The sequence below is a fragment of the Microbacterium gawkjiense genome (assembly GCF_031932225.1).
GTDB classification, from domain to species: Bacteria; Actinomycetota; Actinomycetes; order Actinomycetales; family Microbacteriaceae; genus Microbacterium; species Microbacterium gawkjiense.
In genome coordinates, this window is record NZ_JAUZVV010000001.1 from 26231 (window position 1) to 45274 (window position 19044).

A 19044-nucleotide genomic window follows, 5' to 3' on the forward strand; every position below is an offset into this window, starting at 1 on the left:
CGATCAGGCGCGCACGAGTTTGACCGTCAGCGAGTCCACCAGGACCGCGACGCGGTCATCCGCGGCCCATCGCGAAGCCAGACGCTGCAGGATCGCGTCGAGCGCCGCCTGATCCAGGCCGTCCACGAGGTGGAGACTGACGATCAGCTCCGGACCGCGCAGCCGCGAGTGCGGGTCGCCCGTCGCAACGGACAGGTCGAGCACACCGAGCTCGGTGCCGATCGACTCCTGCAGGCCGGCGAACACCTCGGGCGAGGTGTGCGGCGGCTCCCAGCTCTGCCCCTGACCGATCGCCCAGACCGCCGGACGACGCAGGACGAACTCGGTCTCACTGCCGGGGTCGATCACGATGAGGTCGGTGTCGTCCGCGGCGGCCGACAGCGCCGTGCGGACGCCGTCGGCGGGGACCGGACGGGCCGCGGCATCCCACCGCGACATCGCCTGCACGGAGGAGAACACCGGCAGGACGCGGCGCCCGTCCGGCGCGGCGACAGTGACGATCGAGAGCTCCTGCGTCTTGTCGACGGTGAGGCCCGTCGGCCCGATACCCTCTTCGCCCTTCTCGGCGACGAGGGGGATCAGCAGGCGTGCCGTGCGATACGCCTCGACGACCGCCGCGGCATCCCCCTCCCCCGCGTGGAACGCGGTGAGGGCGGCCAGCAGCGCGGGGTCGGCGCTGCCGTCGTCGCCGCTGTGGGGGTTGGGCTGGAAGCTCCGCCCCTCCCAAGGCACGCCGGCGGAATCCGCCGAGTGCGCGTGCGGGTCAGTGTCCGGCGACATCCAGCGCCTCGGCCAGCGTGAACGCGCCGGCGTACAGGGCCTTGCCGACGATGGCGCCCTCGACGCCGAGGGGGACGAGTTCGCGCAGCGCCGCGATGTCGTCGAGGCTCGAGATGCCACCGGAGGCGACGACGGGCTTGTCGGTGCGGACGGCGACCTCGCGCAGCAGCTCGATGTTCGGACCCTGCAGCGTGCCGTCCTTCGTCACGTCGGTGAGGACGTAGCGGCTGCACCCGGCATCCTCGAGGCGGTCCAGCACCTGCCACAGGTCGCCGCCGTCGCGGGTCCATCCGCGCGCCGCGAGCGTGGTGCCCCGGACGTCGAGGCCGACGGCGATCGCCTCGCCGTAGCGCAGGATGACGTCGGCCGCCCACTCCGGGTTCTCGAGCGCCGCGGTGCCGAGGTTGATGCGCGTGGCACCGGAGTCGAGCGCCGCGTCGAGCGATTCGTCGTCGCGGATGCCGCCCGAGAGCTCGACCTTCACCCCGCGGAGCGACTTGATGACCTTGCGCAGCAGGGTCGCGTTCGACCCGCGACCGAACGCGGCGTCGAGGTCGACGAGGTGGATCCACTCGGCCCCCTGGCGCGCCCACTCCTGGGCTGCGTCGACGGGGTCGCCATAGCTCGTCTCGGTGCCGGCCTCACCCTGCGTCAGTCGGACGGCCTTGCCGTCGGCGACGTCCACAGCGGGCAGCAGGATCAGTTCGGGCGTGGATGCGAATTCGTTCATGGCTCCGGGTGGGACGATGTGCGCACCGGGCGCGCGCACAGAGGGACACGTTACTAGGACGCGGGAAGCGACCCGATCCAGTTCGACAGCAGACGGATGCCGGCCGCGCCAGACTTCTCGGGGTGGAACTGCGTCGCCGACAGCGGGCCGTTCTCGACGGCGGCGAGGAACGGCGCCCCGTAGTCGCACCAGGTGAGCACCGGCTCGCGGAACGGCTTGATGACGTCGAGGGTCCAGTCCTGCGCGCCGTAGGAGTGCACGAAGTAGAAGCGTTCGTCCTCGAGTCCGGCGAAGAGCGTCGACCCCTCGCCGGCGCGGACGGTGTTCCAGCCCATGTGGGGCAGCACCGGTGCCTGCAGCTCGGTGACCGCGCCCGGCCACTCCCCCAGCCCCTCGGTGTCGACACCGCGTTCGACGCCCAGCTCGAACATCACCTGCATCCCGACGCAGATGCCGAGGACCGGCATCCCCCCGGCGAGACGTCGACCGATGAGCTCGTCGCCGCGGCTCGCGCGCAAGGCCGACATGACGGCGGAGAAGGCCCCGACGCCCGGGACGAGGAGTCCGGCGGCGTCGGCGATCAGGCCGCGATCCTTCGTCAGCCGCGCATCGGCGCCCGCTTCGCTGAGCGCTTTGACGGCCGAGTGGACGTTGCCGGAGCCGTAGTCGAGGACCGCGACGAGCGGTGCATCCGTCACAGGGCACCCTTGGTGCTCGGGATGCCGGCGACGAGGGGATCGAGCGCCTTCGCCTGCCGGAACGCGCGGGCGAAGGCCTTGTACTCCGCCTCGGCGATGTGGTGCGGATCGCGGCCGGCGACGAGGGTCACGTGCATGGTCAGGCCGGCGTGGAAGGCGATCGCCTCGAAGGTGTGGCGCACGAGCGAGCCGGTGAAGTGGCCGCCGATGAGGTGGAACTCGTAACCCGCCGGCTCACCCGAGTGGACGAGGTAGGGGCGGCCGCTGATGTCGACGACCGCCTGCGCCAGCGCCTCGTCGAGCGGCACGAGCGCATCGCCGTACCGCGAGATGCCGGACTTGTCGCCCAGTGCCTGACGGATCGCCTGGCCGAGCACGATGGCCGTGTCCTCGACGGTGTGGTGCGCGTCGATGTGCGTGTCGCCCGTCGCGCGGACCGTCAGGTCTGTGAGCGAGTGCTTCGCGAACGCCGTGAGCAGGTGGTCGAAGAACGGCACGGTCGTGTCGATCGAGCTCCGACCGGTGCCGTCGAGGTCGAGCTCGAGCTCGATGGTCGACTCGCTGGTCGCCCGCCGGACAGAGGCGGTGCGGGGCGCAGGGGTGCTCATGCCCCGAGTCTACCGAGGCATGATGGGCCGACCGCGCCCGTGACGGACGTCGGCTCAGAGGGAGGCGAGCGCCTCGAGGAACGCCGTCGACTCGTCTTCGCTGCCCGCCGTGACGCGGAGGGTGTGCGGCAGGCCGACATCGCGGATGAGGACGCCGCGGTCGTAGAGACCTTGCCAGGTCGCCGCCGGGTCGTCCACGCCCCCGAAGAGGACGAAATTGGACCAGCTCTCGTACGGCGAGTACCCGAGCGCCGAAAGGGTCGCCGAGATGCGGTCGCGCTGCGCGACGATGTCGTCGACCATGCGGAGCATCGTCGGGGCGTGGCGGAGGGCGGCCGTGGCCGCGGCCTGGGTGAGTGCGCTGAGGTGATACGGCAGGCGCACCAGACGGAGCGCGTCGATGAGCGCGGGGTCGGCGGCGAGGTAGCCCACGCGCGCCCCGGCGAAGGCGAAGGCCTTACTCATCGTGCGCGACACGACGAGACGCTCGCGGTCGTGAAGCAGCGTGAGCGCGGACGGCTCGTCGCGCGGGGCGAACTCCTGGTACGCCTCGTCGACGATCACGATGCCCCGGGAGGCCTCGTAGACGGCCTCGATGACCTCGAGCGACAGCGGCGTGCCGGTGGGGTTGTTCGGTGTGCAGAGGAAGACCACGTCCGGCTGAGCGCGTTCGATCTGCTCGGCGGCATCCGCTGCGGACAGGGTGAAGTCGTCGCCGCGCGTACCGCTCACGTAGGTGGCGCCCGTGGCGCCCGTGAGCAGCGGGTACATGGAGTACGTCGGCGCGAACCCGAAGGCCGAGCGCCCCGGCCCACCGAAGGCCTGCAGGATGTGCTGGAGGACCTCGTTCGACCCGTTGGCCGCCCAGATCTGATCCGGTTCGAGACCGTGGCCCAGATAATCCGCGAACCCCTCGCGCAGAGCTGTGAACTCACGGTCGGGGTAGCGGTTGATGTCGCGCAGCGCCTGCGCGATGCCGTCGAGGATGTCGTCCGCGACCTCTTCGGGAACCGGGTGGGTGTTCTCGTTGACGTTGAGCGTCACGGGCAGCGACGCCTGCGGGGCTCCGTAGGGGATCTTGCCGCGCAGGTCGTCGCGGAGGGGGAGGTCGTCGAGACTGGCACTCACCCCGCCATCGTAGGACGTGCCGCGGCCTTACTCGCCCGCCTGCGCCGAGTAGGTGGCCGGGATCGCGATCGACTGCCCGGCGTCCACCGCGGAGGACGACAGCGCGTTGAGGCGGACGATCTCGTCGATGACGTCGCGCGGGTCGCTGTCGGGCGCGATGTCCTGCGCGATGCTCCACAGCGATTCGCCGGGCATCACGGTCACGGTGTCGAAAGACCCCGCGGACGCCCCCGCGTCGCCGCTGGCGAGAGCTCCACCGCCGGAGAGGATGCCGACGCCCAGAGCGACGACCGCGGGCAGCGCGGCGAGCGTGGCGAGGACACGGCGGCCTCGCGTGGTCATCCGGAGGCGCGTGCGCACGACAGGCGCAGTCGCGGTGGTGATGGTGGTCGCGGTGCTGGTGGTCGCGGTGATCGAGTTCATGGTGTCCTCCTCGGGGTGACCCCGGTCAGATGAGATCTTCGCCCCCGCCCGTCGGCCGGGACGGACGGGTGCGAAGTTCTCTTCCGAATCTATCTTCGATATTCGTAGACTGTCAAGGGTGCGGTTGTCCGCAGATCGATCGAAGACGACACGCGGTCGGCTACGGGACGATCCGATCGACACCGGATACGGTTTCGATGACCAGAGCCCATCACCAACCTCCGACATTCGAAGGCGAGTGCTCCCGGAGGGACCCCGGGGTGACGAAAGGAACGACATGAGCGACAAGCCGCAGACGCGTCGGCGCAAGAGCCTAAGCGACAAGCAGCTCGCCATCCTCGAGGTGATCCAGCGCTCCATCGCCCGTCACGGATACCCGCCGAGCATGCGCGAGATCGGCGACGCCGTCGGCCTCAAGTCGCTCTCGAGCGTCACCCATCAGCTCAACCAGCTCGAGCTGAGCGGCTACCTCCGTCGCGACCCCGGCAAGACGCGCGCCATGGAGGTCCTCATCGATCTGCCGGGCTCGGCGGGCGAGAACCCGGCGGACGTCGCCCCGAGCGTCGGCGACGCGGCGATGGTGCCGCTGGTCGGCCGGATCGCCGCCGGCGTCCCCATCACCGCCGACCAGCAGGTCGAGGAGATCTTCCCCCTCCCGCGTCAGCTCGTCGGCAAGGGCGAACTGTTCATGCTGAAGGTCTCGGGCGACTCGATGATCGACGCCGCGATCTGCGACGGCGACTGGGTCGTCGTCCGCTCGCAGGCCACCGCCGACAACGGCGAGATCGTCGCCGCCATGCTCGACGGCGAGGCGACGGTGAAGACCTTCCGCCAGCGCGACGGTCACACGTGGCTGCTCCCCCGCAACTCGGCCTTCGAGCCGATCCTCGGCGACGACGCGGTCGTCCTGGGCAAGGTCGTCGCGGTCCTGCGCGCCGTGTGACGGCGCGCACACGAAGAGAGGGGATGCCGGACGGCATCCCCTCTCTTCGTTGCGGCCTCAGACCCCGGCGCCCACCTCGGCGCGGACCGCGCGAGCCGCCGCGACGATGTGGCGGAGGGAGGCGACCGTCTCGTCGTACCCGCGCGTCTTCAGACCGCAGTCCGGGTTCACCCACAGGCGACGGACGTCGAGCTCCGCGACGGCGCGCTCGAGCAGCGACGACACCTCGTCGACGGACGGCACGCGCGGCGAGTGGATGTCGTAGACGCCCGGTCCGATGCCGTGGGCGAATCCGGATGCCGCCACCTCCGAGATGACCTCACCCCGGCTGCGGGCGGCCTCGATCGACGTGACGTCGGCATCGAGCGCCGCGATCGCGTCGATCACGACCCCGAACTCGGAGTAGCAGAGGTGCGTGTGGATCTGGGTCTCGTCGGCGGCGCCCGCGGTGGCGAGCCGGAAGGACCCGACCGACCAGTCGAGGTACGCCGGCTGGTCGGCGGTCCGCAGCGGCAGGAGCTCCCGGAGCGCCGGCTCGTCGACCTGCACGATCGCGATGCCGGCCCGCTCGAGGTCGGCGATCTCGTCGCGGAGCGCGAGGGCGACCTGGTCGGCCGTCTCGCCGAGCGGCTGGTCGTCGCGGACGAAGGACCAGGCGAGGATCGTGACGGGTCCGGTCAGCATGCCCTTGACGGGCGCGGCCGACAGCGACTGCGCGTAGGCCGCCCACGGCACCGTGATGGGTGCGGGGCGCGAGACGTCCCCCCACAGGATCGACGGGCGCGTCGCGCGGGAGCCGTAGGACTGCACCCACCCGTTGCGGGTGACGGCGAACCCGTCGAGGTTCTCGGCGAAGTACTGCACCATGTCGTTGCGCTCGGGCTCGCCGTGCACGAGGACGTCGAGCCCGATGTCCTCCTGCAGAGCGATGACGCGCGCGATCTCGTCACGGAGGAACCCTTCGTAGGTCGCCTCGTCGATCTCGCCGCGCGTCGCGCGAGCGCGCGCCCGGCGGATCTCGGCGGTCTGCGGGAAGGATCCGATCGTGGTCGTCGGGAGCGCCGGCAGACCCAGCACCGCGTCCTGTGCGGCGGCACGCACCTCGAACGGGGTGCGGGACCGGTCCGCCGGGGTGAGCGCGCCGGCACGGGCGCGGACGGCGCCGTCCCGGACCCCGGGCGCCGAGCGGCGGTCGGCGAGGGCGGCCGTCGCGGCATCCAACTCCCCGGCGATCGCGTCGCGCCCGTCGGCGAGCCCGCGCGCCAGGGTCGTCACCTGGGAGACCTTCTGATCGGCGAAGGCGAGCCAGGACACGAGGCGGGGATCGAGGTCGGGCTCGTCGGCGAGGTCGTGCGGCACGTGCTGCAGCGACGTCGAGGTGCCGACCGCGACGGCTGCGGCACCGAGCCCGCCGACCGCGTCGAGCACGTCCGCCGCGCCGGCGAGGTCGCCGCGCCAGACGTTCCGCCCGTCGACGACGCCCGCGACGATCACCTTGCCGTCGAGTCCCGCGACGGGCGACGGCACGCCGCCCCGAGTGAGGTCGATCGCGAGGCCCTCGGCGGCGGAGGCGGCGAGCGCACGCCAGGCGGGCGCGGAGAGCGCGCCGTATCCGGCGGCGACCAGGATGGCCGGGCGGTCGTCCGAGACGGTGAGGACATCGAGCGCGCGGGCGGCGGCCGTCGCGAGTTCGTCGTCCGAGTACCCGAGTGACTGGCTCACGAGGGCCGGCTCGTCGATCTGCACCCATTGCGCCCCCGCCGCGCGGAGAGCGGCGAGCAGCTCGACGTACACGAGCAGCAGGTCGTCGAGCCGGTCCAGCGGGCGCGCGCCGGGGGCCGCGGCATCCGTCCCCTTCGCGAGGGCGAGGAAGGTGACCGGGCCGACGAGCACCGGACGGGTGACGTATCCGTCCGCGACGGACTCCGCCACCTGCCGCGCGAACCGATCGCTCGAGAGGGCGAACCGCGTCTCGGGGCCGATCTCGGGCACGAGGTAGTGGTAGTTCGTGTCGAACCACTTCGTCATCTCGAGCGGCGCGGCCTCGCCCACACCGCGGGCGGCGGCGAACAGGGCCGACAGCGGCACCGACCCGTCCTCCGCACGCAGGTGCGCGAACCGCTCGGGAAGGGCGCCGACGGCCGCGGCGACGTCGAGGACCTGGTCGTAGAAGGAGAACGTCTCGGGGATCGACGAGTCATCGCGACCCAGTCCGAGGTCGGCGAGGCGGGCGCGGGTGGTCCGGCGCAGGTCGGCGGCGACGGACTCGAGTCCCGCCTCGTCGAGCGCGCCGCTCCAGTGGGCCTCGACGGCGCGCTTGAGTTCGCGGCGACGGCCGATGCGGGGGTAGCCGAGGATCGTTCCGGCGGGGAAGGCGGTCATGAGGTCTCCTCTGTCGGGGGAATGATGCCCGCCTCGCGCAGGGTGGCGAGGACGGTGTCGTGGTTGTTGAAGGCGTAGAGATGGATGCCGGGGGCACCGCCCGCGAGGACGGCCCGGCAGAGATCGGCGGCGTATCGGACACCGATCTCGCGGCGACCGTCGGCGGTGGGCTCGACGTCGAGGTCGACGGCGAGGGTGCCGGGGACCTGCTCGCCCGTCAGCTCGATGACGCGGCGCAGCCGGGAGGGCGAGGTGATCGGCATGATGCCCGGCAGGATCGGGATCTCGACCCCGGCACTGCGGGCGCGGGCGACGAAGGCAAGGTAGTCGTCGGCGTGGAAGAACAACTGGGTGATCGCGAGGGTCGCCCCCGCGGCCTGCTTCGCGAGGAGGGCGTCGATGTGCTCGGCGGGGTACCGCGAGCGCGGGTGGCCGTTGGGGAAGGCGGCGACGGCGATGTCGACGCTCGGCCGCCGCTCGACGCGGGCGGCACCGGGGACGCCGGGGATGGGCTCCTCGGTGTACGGGGACGTCTCCGCCTGCACGCGGTCGATGAGCTGCACCAGCTGGGCCGCGCTCTCGAGGTCGCCGAGCGCCGCCGCATCCTCTCCGGCTCCCACCGGCGGATCCCCCCGCAGCGCCAGGAAGGAGCGTATGCCGGCGTCGAGGAACTCGCGGATGAGGGCCGTCGCCTCGGCATACGAGCTGCCGATGCAGGTCAGGTGCGCCAACGGCTCGACGCGCGTCTCGCGCAGGATGTGCGTGAGCACCTCGAGGGAGCGACCGCCGCCGGAGCCGCCGGCGCCGTAGGTGACGGAGATGAAGGCGGGGTCGACGGCGGCGAGCCGGTCGATCGTCTCGTAGAGGGCGGCGTAGGACGCGTCGCTGCGCGGCGGGTAGACCTCGAACGAGACCGGCACCGTCGTGACCGACGGGGGCTGGATGATCGACATGGCGGTGCTCCGGAGACGGGACGGAAAGGCCTGGCGGCCGCGGACCGCACACACGGGTGCGGGGACATCGCGGGCGGGTGCCGGGCTCGGCTGTCGCTCCGGGCCCGGGGTTCCGGGCCACTGTTGATGCCCTCATGCTGCCACGCGGGTCGGCGCCGTGACGGGCATGTGACGCCCGGTTTCGATCCGGCCGCCGCGTACCGTGGAGCCATGACGACGATCGCCCCCTACGGTTCCTGGATCTCGCCGCTGTCCGCCGCCGACGCCTCCGCCGCGGCCGCGCGGTTCGACGGCGCACGGTACGTCGGCGACGAGATCTGGTGGGGCGAGTCCCTGCCCGACGAGGGCGGCCGGACGACGGTGCGCCGCGCGGCCGACGACGGCACCGCGATCGACGTGCTGCCCGCGCCCTGGAGCGCCCGGTCCCGCGTGCACGAGTACGGCGGTGGGTCGTGGACGACCTCCGACGACGGCCGTCTGTTCTTCGTCGAGAAGACCGACCAGCGCGTCTGGATGCTGCGCCCCGGCGGCGAGCCTGTGGCCCTCACCCCGGTCGACGACCGCGCCCGCCACGGCGGCCTGCGCTGGCAGGCGGGCACCCTTCTGGCCGTCCGCGAGGTCCACGACGACTCCCCCGTCCCCCGCCGGTCGATCGTTGCGATCCCGCTCTCGGGCGGCGAGGTGCGTGAGCTCGTCACCGGGAGCGACTTCCTCGCTCAGCCCGCCCTGTCGCCCGACGGCCGGCGGCTCGCCTGGGTCGCGTGGGACCACCCGGACATGCCGTGGGACCGCACGCAGGTCCGCGTCGCGGAGCTCGACGAAGGCCTCGTGTCGACCTGGCGGACGGTGACGTCGGGCGCGACCGCCCCGCTGCAGCCGGAATGGGATGCCGCGTGCCGCCTCGTCTTCGTCGACGACCCGACGGGGCGGTGGAACCTCCGCCGCGAGGACGCGGCATCGCCCGAGGGATCCGTGCCGGTCGCACCCGCGGACGCGGACACCGGCGGCGGCCTGTGGGTGCTCGGCGTGCGGTGGTACGCCCCGCTCGCCGACGGCGGATTCGTCGCCGTCCGCACGAACGGTGCCGACGAGGTCGTGCGGATCGGGGCGGACGGCGTCGTCGCCGCGACGGACGTGCCGGCACGATCCCGCGTCGTCGTCGAGGACGTGGCGGGCTCGCGCGCGCTCGTCTCGGGGACGGGCCCCGGGATCACCGGCATCTGGGAGATCGCCCCGGACGGACGCGCGCGCCTCGTCCGCGGCACACCCTCGGGTCTGGGCGCGGAGTGGATCCCGCCGGTACGCCCGCTGACCGTCCCCGGACCGCACGGCGGCGTCCACGCCTACGACCACCCGCCGACGAGCCCGGACTTCGCCGCCCCCGAGGGCGAACTGCCGCCGTACCTCGTCCTCGTGCACGGCGGCCCGACGGCGCACGTCGGCGGCGTCGCCGACAGCCGCATCACCTTCTTCACGAGCCGCGGCATCGGCGTCCTCGAGGTCAACTACGGCGGCTCGACCGGGTACGGACGCGCCTACCGCGAACGATTGCGGGGGCAGTGGGGCGTCGTCGACCGCGACGACGTGGCGGCCGCGGCATCCGGTCTCGCGGCGGAGGGACGAGCGGATGCCGCCCGCATCGCGATCGCCGGTGGTTCTGCCGGCGGGTGGACCGTCCTCGCCGCCCTCGTCGGGACGGACGTGTTCAGCGCGGGCATCTCCCGCTACGGGGTGGGGGATGCGCGGCTGCTGGCGACCGACACCCACGACTTCGAGGCGCGCTACCTCGACGGGCTCATCGGGCCCCTGCCCGAGGCCGAGGCGCTCTACCTCGAACGCTCACCCCTCGGCCACACGGAGGGCTTCCGCGTGCCGGTGCTCCTGCTGCAGGGCGCCGACGACGCGGTGGTGCCGCCGTCGCAGGCCGAAGCGATCCGGGACGCGCTGGCGGCGAAGGGCGTGCCCCACGCCTACGTCCTGTACGACGGCGAGGGGCACGGCTTCCGACGGGCGGAGAACGTCATCCACGCGCTCGAGTCCGAACTCGCCTTCCTGGGCGAGGTGTTCGGTTTCGAGACGCCCGGCGTCCCCGCGATCACGCTCAGCTGACCGCGGGCGCGCTCAGCGGGTGAAGGGCGCGAGCTCCGCGGCGAGTCGCTCCGACACGTGCGCGTGGACGGCGGTGCCGCCCTCCTCGTGGCGCGTCGACAGGATGTGACCGGACTCGTGGACCGCGTTGACGAGGTCGCCGCGGTCGTACGGCACGAGCGCCCGGACCTCGACGGCCGGCAACGGCAGGGCGTCCTCGATCGTCGCGCGCAGCTCGGCGACGCCTTCGCCCGTCCTGGACGAGACGAAGTGGGCCTTCGGCTCGAGCCCGCGCAGCACGAGCCGCGTGTCGGGGTCGATGAGGTCGGCCTTGTTGAAGACGACGATCTCGTTCGTCGAGCGAGCGCCCACGTCGCCCATCACGTCGCGCACGGTCGCCAGCTGCGCCGCCGGATCGGGGTGCGACCCGTCGACGACGTGCACGATGACGTCGGCATCGCCGACCTCCTCGAGCGTCGAGCGGAACGCCTCGACCAGCTGGTGCGGCAGGTTGCGGACGAACCCGACGGTGTCGGTGAGCGTGTAGACGCGTCCGTCGGCGGCCTGGGCCCGGCGCACCGTGGCATCCAGCGTCGCGAACAGGGCGTTCTCGACGAGGACACCCGCGCTCGTGAGCTTGTTCAGCAGGCTCGACTTGCCGGCGTTCGTGTACCCCGCGATCGCGACCGAGGGGATCGTGTTGCGCTTGCGCTCGGCGCGCTTGGCGTCGCGGGCGGGCGCGAAGTCGCGGATCTGCCGGCGCAGCATCGCCATGCGGGTGCGGATGCGGCGACGGTCGAGCTCGATCTTCGTCTCACCGGGACCGCGCGAGCCCATACCGGCACCGCCGGCACCGACCTGGCCACCCGCCTGACGGCTCATCGAGTCACCCCACCCGCGAAGGCGCGGGAGGAGGTACTCGAGCTGGGCGAGCTCGACCTGCGCCTTGCCCTCGCGGCTCTTCGCGTGTTGGCTGAAGATGTCGAGGATGACGGTCGTGCGGTCGATGACCTTGACCTTGACGACGTCCTCGAGCGCACGCCGCTGGCTGGGGGCGAGCTCGGTGTCGGCGATGACGGTGTCGGCGCCGACGGCGACGACGAGGTCGCGCAGTTCCGCGGCCTTCCCGCGGCCGATGTAGGTAGCCGGGTCGGGGTGCGGACGCCGCTGCAGCACGCCGTCGAGGACGACGGCACCGGCGGTCTCGGCGAGCGCCGCGAGCTCGCGCAGCGAGTTCTCGGCATCCTCCGTCGATCCCTGCGGGTAGACGCCCACGAGGACGACGTTCTCGAGGCGCAGCTGCCGGTACTCGACCTCGGTGACGTCCTCGAGTTCGGTCGACAGGCCGGGGACGCGGCGCAGCGCGGCGCGCTCCTCGCGGTCCCATTGCTCGCCGTCGGTGTCGCCGTAAGCGACGGTGCTCTCGTCCTGCAACGCCTGTGCGGCGCCGAACACGCGCACCCCCGAACGCGCTTCGGCGCGCGCGAGCACGCGGTCGACCGGGTCCACCGGTTCGTCCGTCGTGGCAGGGGTGGTGGTGTCTGTCATGTGATCCTTTCGCGGCCTCGCGGCCATCCGTGAACTCTAGCTTCCCGCGCCCGGGACCGCCTCCGCTACGCTCGTCGCATGGGGAGCGACCATTACTTCAGCGCGTCCCCGTCCAGCTCTGAGAACCTCCGCCGCATCCGTGTGTCCCTCGCCGGTCGCGATGTCGAGGTGACGACGGCTGGCGGGGTGTTCAGTCCCGACCACATCGACGGCGGGACGGCGGTGCTCCTGGCGAACACTCCCCCACCACCGGCCGGCGGTCATCTGCTCGACCTCGGATGCGGCTGGGGTCCGATCGCGCTGTCCCTCGCCCTCGACGCCCCGCGCGCCACGGTCTGGGCCGTGGACGTCAACGAGCGGGCTCTCGACCTCGTCCGCCGCAACGCGGAGGAACTCGGCCTCGACAACGTCAACGCCGTACAGCCCGAAGATGTTCCGGAGGGCGTCGCCTTCCGCACGATCCGTTCGAACCCTCCGATCCGGGTGGGTAAGGACGTCCTGCACGGGATGCTCGAGACCTGGATCCCCCGGCTCGCCGAACGCAGCGACGCGTGGCTCGTCGTCCAGCGCAACCTCGGCTCCGATTCGCTGCAGCGCTGGCTCGCCGCCTCGCTGGACCGCGGCTATTCGGTCAGCCGCGCGGCGACCGGACGCGGCTTCCGCGTGTTGAAGGTGCGCCGCCACGGCACGCCCGCGACAGGCACGATCCCGCTCCCCTGACGTCGCCGTCCGGCTCAGGCGAGGGTGATCTCGCCGGAGAAGACGAGGGATGCCGGCCCCGAGAGGAGCACCCGCTCCCCCGCATCCGTCCGGACCACCCGGACGCCCAGGCGACCGCCCGGCACGTCGACGTTCCAACGGTCCGGCGCACCGGTGCCGGCCCAGTGACGGACGGCGAGCGCGGATGCCGCGACCCCCGTCCCGCACGAGAGGGTCTCGCCCACGCCGCGCTCGAACACGCGCATGCGGATGGCGCCGACGCCGTCGGTGACGAGGGGCTCCTCGGGGACGACGAACTCGACGTTCGCGCCGGCGGCGGGCTCCGGGTCGAGGAGCGGCTGCACGGACAGGTCCAGCCCGGCGAGCTCGTCCTCGCTGGAGAGCGCGACGACGACGTGCGGGTTCCCGACGTCGATGCCGAGACCGGGTCGGGCGACCTTGAGCCCGCGGGCGCGAACGAGGACCTCGTCCGCCGTCGGTCGCCACAGGCCCAGGTCGACCTCGAAGCCGTTGTCGGCGAGGGTGACGGTCTTGGTGCCGGCGCGGGTGCCGATGCGGAGGGTCTCGCCCGGCGCGAGCGTCGCGAGCCCGGCGCTGAGCAGGTACTTCACGAAGACGCGGACCCCGTTGCCGCACATCTCGGCGACGGATCCGTCGGCGTTGCGGTAGTCCATGAACCACTCGGCGTCGGGGGTCTGCGCGCCGGCGTCGATGGCCGAGGAGCGCACGACGCGCAACAGCCCGTCACCGCCGATGCCGAAGCGACGATCGGTGAGAGCGGCGATCTGCTCGCCGGTCAGGTGCAGGTCGCCGTCGGGATCGGCGACCACGACGAAGTCGTTGCCCGTCCCGTGGCCCTTCGTGAATGCGATCGTCGACACCCGACCAGTCTAGGCGCGGGCCGCGGCACGGACGCCGGTCACGGCGAGTGCGGTGCCGCCGCCACCAGGCGGGCGCCGGGCGTCCCGGCATCCACCCACCGGATCCCGGGGTACCGGCGGAACCACGACACCTGACGGCGGGCGTACCGCCGCGTCAGCGCTTGGGTCTCGGCGATCGCCTCGTCCTCGGTCATCCGGCCCGCGAGCTGCGCGAGGGCCTGCGCGTAGCCGATCGCCCGGGGCGCGGTCGTGCCGGACTCGAGTCCCTCCGCGCGCAACGTCTCGACCTCGGCGAGCAGACCGTCCCGCCACATCCCGCGCACGCGCTCGTCGAGTCGCTGCACCAGCTCCCCGCGATCGAGATGCACGCCCACGATCGTCGTGTCGGGATGCCACAGCACGGGCGCGTCCGGCAGCGCGGCGCCATGCGTGTCGGCGCCCTGCAGGAGCACCTCGAGGGCACGGACGACGCGCCTGCCGTTGCGCGGATCGAGACGGCCGGCGGCATCCGGGTCCACCTCCCGAATGCGGGCGAGGAGCGCGTCGGCGCCGTGCGCGTCGAGGTCCGCCTCGAGACGGGCACGCAGGGCGGGATCGCGCGGCGGGAACCGGAAGTCGAAGACGACACTCGAGACGTAGAGGCCAGACCCACCGACGAGAATCGCGTCGCCGCCGCGGTCGAAGATCCCGCGGATCGCCGCCCGCGCGCGCTCCTGGTACACCGCGACGGCGACATCCTCGGTCACGTCGAACTCGTCGAAGAGATGGTGCGGGATGCCGCGACGCTCCGCCTCGGGCAGTTTGGCCGTCCCGATGTCCATGCCGCGGTAGAGCTGCATGGCGTCGGCGTTCACGACCTCTGCCGGCCGACCGCGACGGATCAGCTCCTCGGCGATCTCCAGCGACAACGCGGTCTTGCCGGTGCCGGTCGCGCCGACGATCGCCCACAGGCGCGCCGCGCCCACGGGATCAGAGCCCGGGCGTCGCGGTGCGCAGCGCCGGCAGACCGAGCGAGACCGCGCGGGGCCCCGCCTCCCCCGCCGGGGCGGGCACGCCGCAGGAGTCCGCCTGCGCGCGGTCCCACGCGTCGCCGGCCCGCGTGCGGCGGATGCGCAGCGGCGCGCCGTCGGGGCTGTCGGCGAGCAGGTGGAACGGAGCGGCGTGGGTGATCACCGTCGTGACGACGTCGCCGGGGCGCGGCGTCGGCGATCCGTCGGGAACCTCGAAGTGAACGAGGCGGTTGTCCTCGGCGCGACCGGTCAGGCGGCGGGTCGCGGCATCCTTCTTCCCCTCCCCGGTGGACACGAGCACCTCGACCGTGCGACCGAGCTGGGCCTGGTTCTCCTCGAGGGAGATCCGCTCCTGAAGGGCGACGAGGCGGTTGTACCGCTCCTGCACGACCTCCTTCGGCACCTGGTCGGGCATGGTCGCCGCAGGCGTGCCCTCGCGGATCGAGTACTGGAAGGTGAACGCACCGGCGAACCGCGCCTGCTCGACGACACGCATCGTGTCCTCGAAGTCCTCGTCGGTCTCGCCGGGGAACCCGACGATGATGTCCGTCGAGATCGCGGCGTGCGGCATCTTCTCGCGCACACGGTCGAGGATGCCGAGGAACCGCTCGCTGCGGTACGAACGACGCATTGCCTTGAGGATGCGGTCCGATCCCGACTGCAGGGGCATGTGCAGCTGCGGCATGACCGCGGGGGTCTCGGCCATCGCGTCGATCACGTCGTCGGTGAAGGCGGCCGGGTGCGGGCTCGTGAAGCGCACCCGCTCGAGACCGGGGATCTCGCCGGCGGCGCGCAGAAGCTTGCTGAAGGCCTGCCGGTCGCCGAACTCGACGCCGTAGCTGTTGACGTTCTGACCGAGCAGGGTGATCTCGATCGCGCCGTCCTCGACGAGCAGCCGGATCTCGTTCAGGATGTCGCCGGGGCGACGATCCTTCTCCTTGCCGCGCAGGCTCGGGACGATGCAGAACGTGCACGTGTTGTTGCAGCCGACCGAGATGGAGACCCAGCCGCTGTGCGCGGAGTCGCGCTTGGTGGGGAGGGTCGAGGGGAACACCTCGAGGGACTCCAGGATCTCGAGCTCCGCCTCGCCATTGTGGCGGGCACGCTCGAGGAGGCTCGGAAGCGACCCCATGTTATGGGTGCCGAAGACCACGTCCACCCAGGGGGCCTTCTGCTGGACGGCATCCTTGTCCATCTGGGCCAAGCACCCGCCGACGGCGATCTGCATGCCGTCGTGCTTGTCCTTGCGGCTCTTGAGGTGACCGAGCGTGCCGTACAGCTTGCCCGCCGCGTTGTCGCGCACCGCGCACGTGTTGATCACGACGACGTCGGCCTCGGTCCCCGCATCGGCGCGCACGTACCCGGCCGACTCGAGCGATCCTGAGAGCCGCTCGGAGTCGTGGACGTTCATCTGGCACCCGAACGTCCGCACCTCGTAGGTGCGCGGCCGGCCGTCGGCGGCGAGCGCGGCGGCGGACGGGGCGATGAGGGTGGGGGCAGCGGAAGGGCTGGTCATGATCAGGCCATTCTACGAGCCGCGTCGCGGTACCGGAGGCGGCGCCGCTCAGCGCAGGAGCGAACGGATGCGGCCCGCCGAAATCGCGCTGAAGACGACCGCCACAGCCAGCAGGATCGTGACGGCCGCCCACACGGGCACCGTCGCGGCCCCGACGGCGATGTCGATGCCGTAGAACTCCGAGAGGTCGGCGACGGCCTTCGTGTCGCCACCCGTCACCGCCTGAAGCGTGCCCTCCGTGAAGGGGCGCCGCAGCAGCATCGCCCCCTGCGCGAACGGCAGCGCGTTGATGACGTCGGCCACGGTCTCGGGCAGCGAGCCGACCGGGATGTACGAGCCCGCGACGAACCCCAGCACGGTGCCCACGACGGTGGAGAACGCGGAGTAGGCCCCGGTCGTCGTGAGGAACGACGCTCCGAAGCACCCGAGAGTCGTGAACGCCGCGCAGCACAGGAGCATCGCCCCGAGGGCAGCGGCGATCTGCTCCGGCGGCAGCCACGCGCCGCGGACGAGACCGAGGTGCAGGACGGTGAGGACGAAGATGATCCCCGACATGAGCACGGCGACGGTGACTGAGGAGATGAGGTAGCCGAGCACGAGGTGCGTTCGCCGGATCGGGGCGACCAGGAAATCGCCGAACCGCCCCGTCGCCCGATCGTCCACGAACACCGAGACGGCGCCGATGCCCGAGGTGACCGTCGTGAGCAGGACGATGCCCGACAGCATCCAACTGTCGACGAACGCCTCGATCTCGCCGCGGCTCGCGCGAGGCAGGGACTGCTCGAGCCCGTCGACCTGCAGCCGCGCGAGGAAGAGCGTGTACAGGAGGAAGAGGATGAGACCGCTCAGCAGCGAGAAGAAGACGTTGAGGCGGTCGCGGAAGAAGAGGGTGAGGTTGCGGCGCACGATGGCCGCGACGATCCTCACGCCGCCTCCTCCGTTTCGTCCCGTCGGCCCGTCAGCGCGAGGAACACGTCGTCCATGCGCCCGTGCCGGAACTCGAAGTCGCGCACGCCGTCGCCCAGGACGGCGAGGATGCGGCGCGCCTGGTCCGCGCCCGCCACGGGGACGACCAGCACCTCGCCGTCGCGTTCGACCGTCGCGGCGTCGACGTCGGGATGGGCGAGCACGGCCGCGGGGTCGTCGGTCGTCACAGTGAGGATGCTGCGGCTGAACCGGGCGCGCAACTCGGTCGGCGTCCCCTCGGCCACGATGCGGCCCGCGTCGATGATGCTGACCTGATCCGCTTCCTCGGTCTCCTCCATGTAATGGGTCGTGAGGAAGACGGTGAGTCCCCGCTCGCGGCGGAGTCTGCCGATCGCGGCCCAGACAGCGACGCGGCTGGCGGGGTCGAGGCCCGCCGTCGGTTCGTCGAGGAAGAGGATCGCCGGCTCGTGAAGGAGGGCGCGCGCGATGTCCGCGCGGCGGCGCTGACCGCCGGACAGCCGTCCGTAGGGTCGCCCGAGGACGTCCTCGAGCTCGATCACCTCGGACAGTTCGGACAGACGCACACCGAAGCGCCTGCGGGACACGCCCGACAGCGTCGCCCGCAGGGCGAGGTTCTCCCGCACTGTGAGGCCGTCGTCGAGGAGCGAGCGCTGGAAGACGACGCCGATCTCGGACCGCACCGCCTCACCGTCGGCCGCAACGTCCCGGCCGGCCACCCGCACGCGACCCGCATCGGCCCGGAGCAGCGTCGTGAGGCATCCGATCGTCGTCGACTTGCCCGCGCCATTGGCGCCGAGGAAGGCGAAGAGCTGCCCGTCGGGGACGGTCAGCGAGATCCCGTCCACCGCCCGCACCGCCCGGTACGACTTGACGAGTCCCTCGACCTCGATCGCCACTGCACGCCCTCTCCGTCGTGCGATGCGCACGTGGGGCCGAGTCTGTCAGACGAGGCCGCACGACGACACCGTCGACACGGGAGTCACGGCTCGAAACGAACCCCGCTCCGTGGAGGCGCGCTGAGCTCGTCGAGCGCCTGACGCGCCACCGACAGCGCGACGGCGCCGTACCCCCGTCGGGAGAGCTGACCTGCCAACCGCCGCAGCGCGGCATCCCGCTCCACACCCATCAGTCCGCGCGCCTTGGTACGGGCGAACTCGAGCGCGCGCTCCGCCTCGTCGTCGGGAAGCTGTGCGAGCGCCTCGTCGACGACCTCTCGCGGGATTCCTCGCTGCGAGAGCGTCTGCGCGATGGCCTGACGACCCTGCGCCTTGCGGGAGGTCGCCTTGTCGATCAGCTGCTCCGCCAGGGCGGCGTCGTCGAGGTACCCCAACGAGAGGAACCTGTCGATGATGCCATCGGATGCGGCCTCGTCGAGGTCGTGCTCTCGGAGAGCCGATCGCGCCTCCCGGACGGACAGCGACCGCGTGCGGAGTTTTCGCAGCAGCGTCCGCTCCGCCGCCGCAGCGGCCTCATCCTCCTCGGCGGGGACGACCACGGGAAGGGTTCCCGTCGCCGGATGGGCGGCACGCGCGGCCCGCTCCGATTCCGATCGCTCGCCGATCCAGGTCGCATGCCACGGCTGGGCCTCGGTATCGCCGGAGGATACGGATGAGCGCTCGACCCGCTGTCCGAAGAGGGGGATGACGGGGGCGAGCGAGTCGCGCTCGCCCCCGTTCCGGTCCGTCATG

General features: G+C 72.1%; 18 protein-coding genes. 3 read left to right on the forward strand and 15 right to left on the reverse strand.

Annotated elements, in window-relative coordinates:
- Positions 1 to 3: 3 nt before the first annotated feature.
- From Q9S71_RS00135 to Q9S71_RS00160, 6 genes are read right to left on the reverse strand one after another with little or no spacing between them, the layout of a single operon-like run.
- Positions 4 to 780 (reverse strand): SseB family protein, encoded by a 777-nt coding sequence (locus Q9S71_RS00135; protein ID WP_311859931.1) that lies wholly within the window; start codon positions 778 to 780, stop codon positions 4 to 6.
- Positions 764 to 1510 (reverse strand): bifunctional 1-(5-phosphoribosyl)-5-((5-phosphoribosylamino)methylideneamino)imidazole-4-carboxamide isomerase/phosphoribosylanthranilate isomerase PriA, encoded by a 747-nt coding sequence (gene priA / locus Q9S71_RS00140; RefSeq protein ID WP_217531364.1) that lies wholly within the window; start codon positions 1508 to 1510, stop codon positions 764 to 766. The genes Q9S71_RS00135 and priA overlap by 17 nt, the downstream gene beginning before the upstream one ends.
- 53 nt (positions 1511 to 1563) lie before the next feature.
- Positions 1564 to 2208 carry an imidazole glycerol phosphate synthase subunit HisH gene (gene hisH / locus Q9S71_RS00145; protein ID WP_217531365.1) on the reverse strand — a complete coding sequence of 215 codons (645 nt, stop codon included), beginning with the start codon at positions 2206 to 2208 and terminating at the stop codon, positions 1564 to 1566.
- Positions 2205 to 2816 carry an imidazoleglycerol-phosphate dehydratase HisB gene (gene hisB / locus Q9S71_RS00150; RefSeq protein WP_311859932.1) on the reverse strand — a complete coding sequence of 204 codons (612 nt, stop codon included), beginning with the start codon at positions 2814 to 2816 and terminating at the stop codon, positions 2205 to 2207. Before hisB ends, hisH begins: the two co-directional genes overlap by 4 nt.
- Before the next feature lie 54 nt (positions 2817 to 2870).
- Complete coding sequence (locus tag Q9S71_RS00155; protein ID WP_311859933.1) at positions 2871 to 3944, reverse strand: histidinol-phosphate transaminase; 1074 nt, start codon at positions 3942 to 3944, stop codon at positions 2871 to 2873.
- 27 nt (positions 3945 to 3971) lie between these two features.
- A complete protein-coding gene (locus Q9S71_RS00160; RefSeq protein ID WP_422880324.1) occupies positions 3972 to 4367 on the reverse strand; it encodes a LysM peptidoglycan-binding domain-containing protein in 396 nt (131 codons plus the stop codon).
- Positions 4368 to 4644: 277 nt separating this feature from the next.
- Between Q9S71_RS00160 and lexA the strand changes: the two genes are divergently transcribed.
- The gene (lexA, locus tag Q9S71_RS00165; RefSeq protein WP_064003202.1) at positions 4645 to 5310 is read left to right on the forward strand and encodes a transcriptional repressor LexA; all 666 of its coding nucleotides are present in this window, start codon (positions 4645 to 4647) and stop codon (positions 5308 to 5310) included.
- Between the two features lie 57 nt (positions 5311 to 5367).
- Here lexA and metE read toward each other — a convergent pair whose 3' ends face one another.
- Positions 5368 to 7692 (reverse strand): 5-methyltetrahydropteroyltriglutamate--homocysteine S-methyltransferase, encoded by a 2325-nt coding sequence (gene metE, locus Q9S71_RS00170; protein ID WP_311859934.1) that lies wholly within the window; start codon positions 7690 to 7692, stop codon positions 5368 to 5370.
- Entirely contained in the window at positions 7689 to 8645 is a 957-nt protein-coding gene (locus tag Q9S71_RS00175) for a methylenetetrahydrofolate reductase (protein ID WP_311859935.1), read from the reverse strand. The genes metE and Q9S71_RS00175 overlap by 4 nt, the downstream gene beginning before the upstream one ends.
- Positions 8646 to 8855: 210 nt before the next feature.
- Between Q9S71_RS00175 and Q9S71_RS00180 the strand changes: the two genes are divergently transcribed.
- Entirely contained in the window at positions 8856 to 10754 is a 1899-nt protein-coding gene (locus tag Q9S71_RS00180; RefSeq protein WP_311859936.1) for a prolyl oligopeptidase family serine peptidase, read from the forward strand.
- Positions 10755 to 10766: 12 nt separating this feature from the next.
- On the opposite strand, the gene hflX is transcribed toward Q9S71_RS00180, so the two are convergent.
- The gene (gene hflX / locus Q9S71_RS00185; protein ID WP_064003198.1) at positions 10767 to 12281 is read right to left on the reverse strand and encodes a GTPase HflX; all 1515 of its coding nucleotides are present in this window, start codon (positions 12279 to 12281) and stop codon (positions 10767 to 10769) included.
- Positions 12282 to 12359: 78 nt separating this feature from the next.
- On the opposite strand from hflX, the gene Q9S71_RS00190 reads away from it, so the two are divergent.
- A complete protein-coding gene (locus Q9S71_RS00190; protein ID WP_217531371.1) occupies positions 12360 to 13001 on the forward strand; it encodes a class I SAM-dependent methyltransferase in 642 nt (213 codons plus the stop codon).
- A 14-nt stretch (positions 13002 to 13015) separates the two neighbouring features.
- Here the strand turns inward: Q9S71_RS00190 and dapF are convergent, their stop codons facing one another.
- From dapF to Q9S71_RS00220, 6 genes are all read right to left on the reverse strand, one after another.
- Positions 13016 to 13882, reverse strand: a complete 867-nt coding sequence (dapF, locus tag Q9S71_RS00195) for a diaminopimelate epimerase (protein ID WP_311859937.1) — start codon at positions 13880 to 13882, stop codon at positions 13016 to 13018.
- Positions 13883 to 13920: 38 nt separating this feature from the next.
- Entirely contained in the window at positions 13921 to 14847 is a 927-nt protein-coding gene (gene miaA, locus Q9S71_RS00200) for a tRNA (adenosine(37)-N6)-dimethylallyltransferase MiaA (RefSeq protein WP_311859938.1), read from the reverse strand.
- A 4-nt stretch (positions 14848 to 14851) separates the two neighbouring features.
- Complete coding sequence (miaB, locus tag Q9S71_RS00205; RefSeq protein WP_311859939.1) at positions 14852 to 16408, reverse strand: tRNA (N6-isopentenyl adenosine(37)-C2)-methylthiotransferase MiaB; 1557 nt, start codon at positions 16406 to 16408, stop codon at positions 14852 to 14854.
- A gap of 48 nt (positions 16409 to 16456) precedes the next feature.
- Entirely contained in the window at positions 16457 to 17335 is an 879-nt protein-coding gene (locus tag Q9S71_RS00210) for an ABC transporter permease (RefSeq protein WP_311859940.1), read from the reverse strand.
- On the reverse strand, positions 17332 to 18252 hold the full coding sequence (locus tag Q9S71_RS00215; RefSeq protein WP_311859941.1) for an ABC transporter ATP-binding protein: 921 nt from the start codon (positions 18250 to 18252) through the stop codon (positions 17332 to 17334). The genes Q9S71_RS00210 and Q9S71_RS00215 overlap by 4 nt, the downstream gene beginning before the upstream one ends.
- A gap of 83 nt (positions 18253 to 18335) precedes the next feature.
- A complete protein-coding gene (locus tag Q9S71_RS00220) occupies positions 18336 to 19043 on the reverse strand; it encodes a regulatory protein RecX (RefSeq protein WP_311859942.1) in 708 nt (235 codons plus the stop codon).
- Between the last annotated feature and the right edge of the window lies 1 nt (position 19044).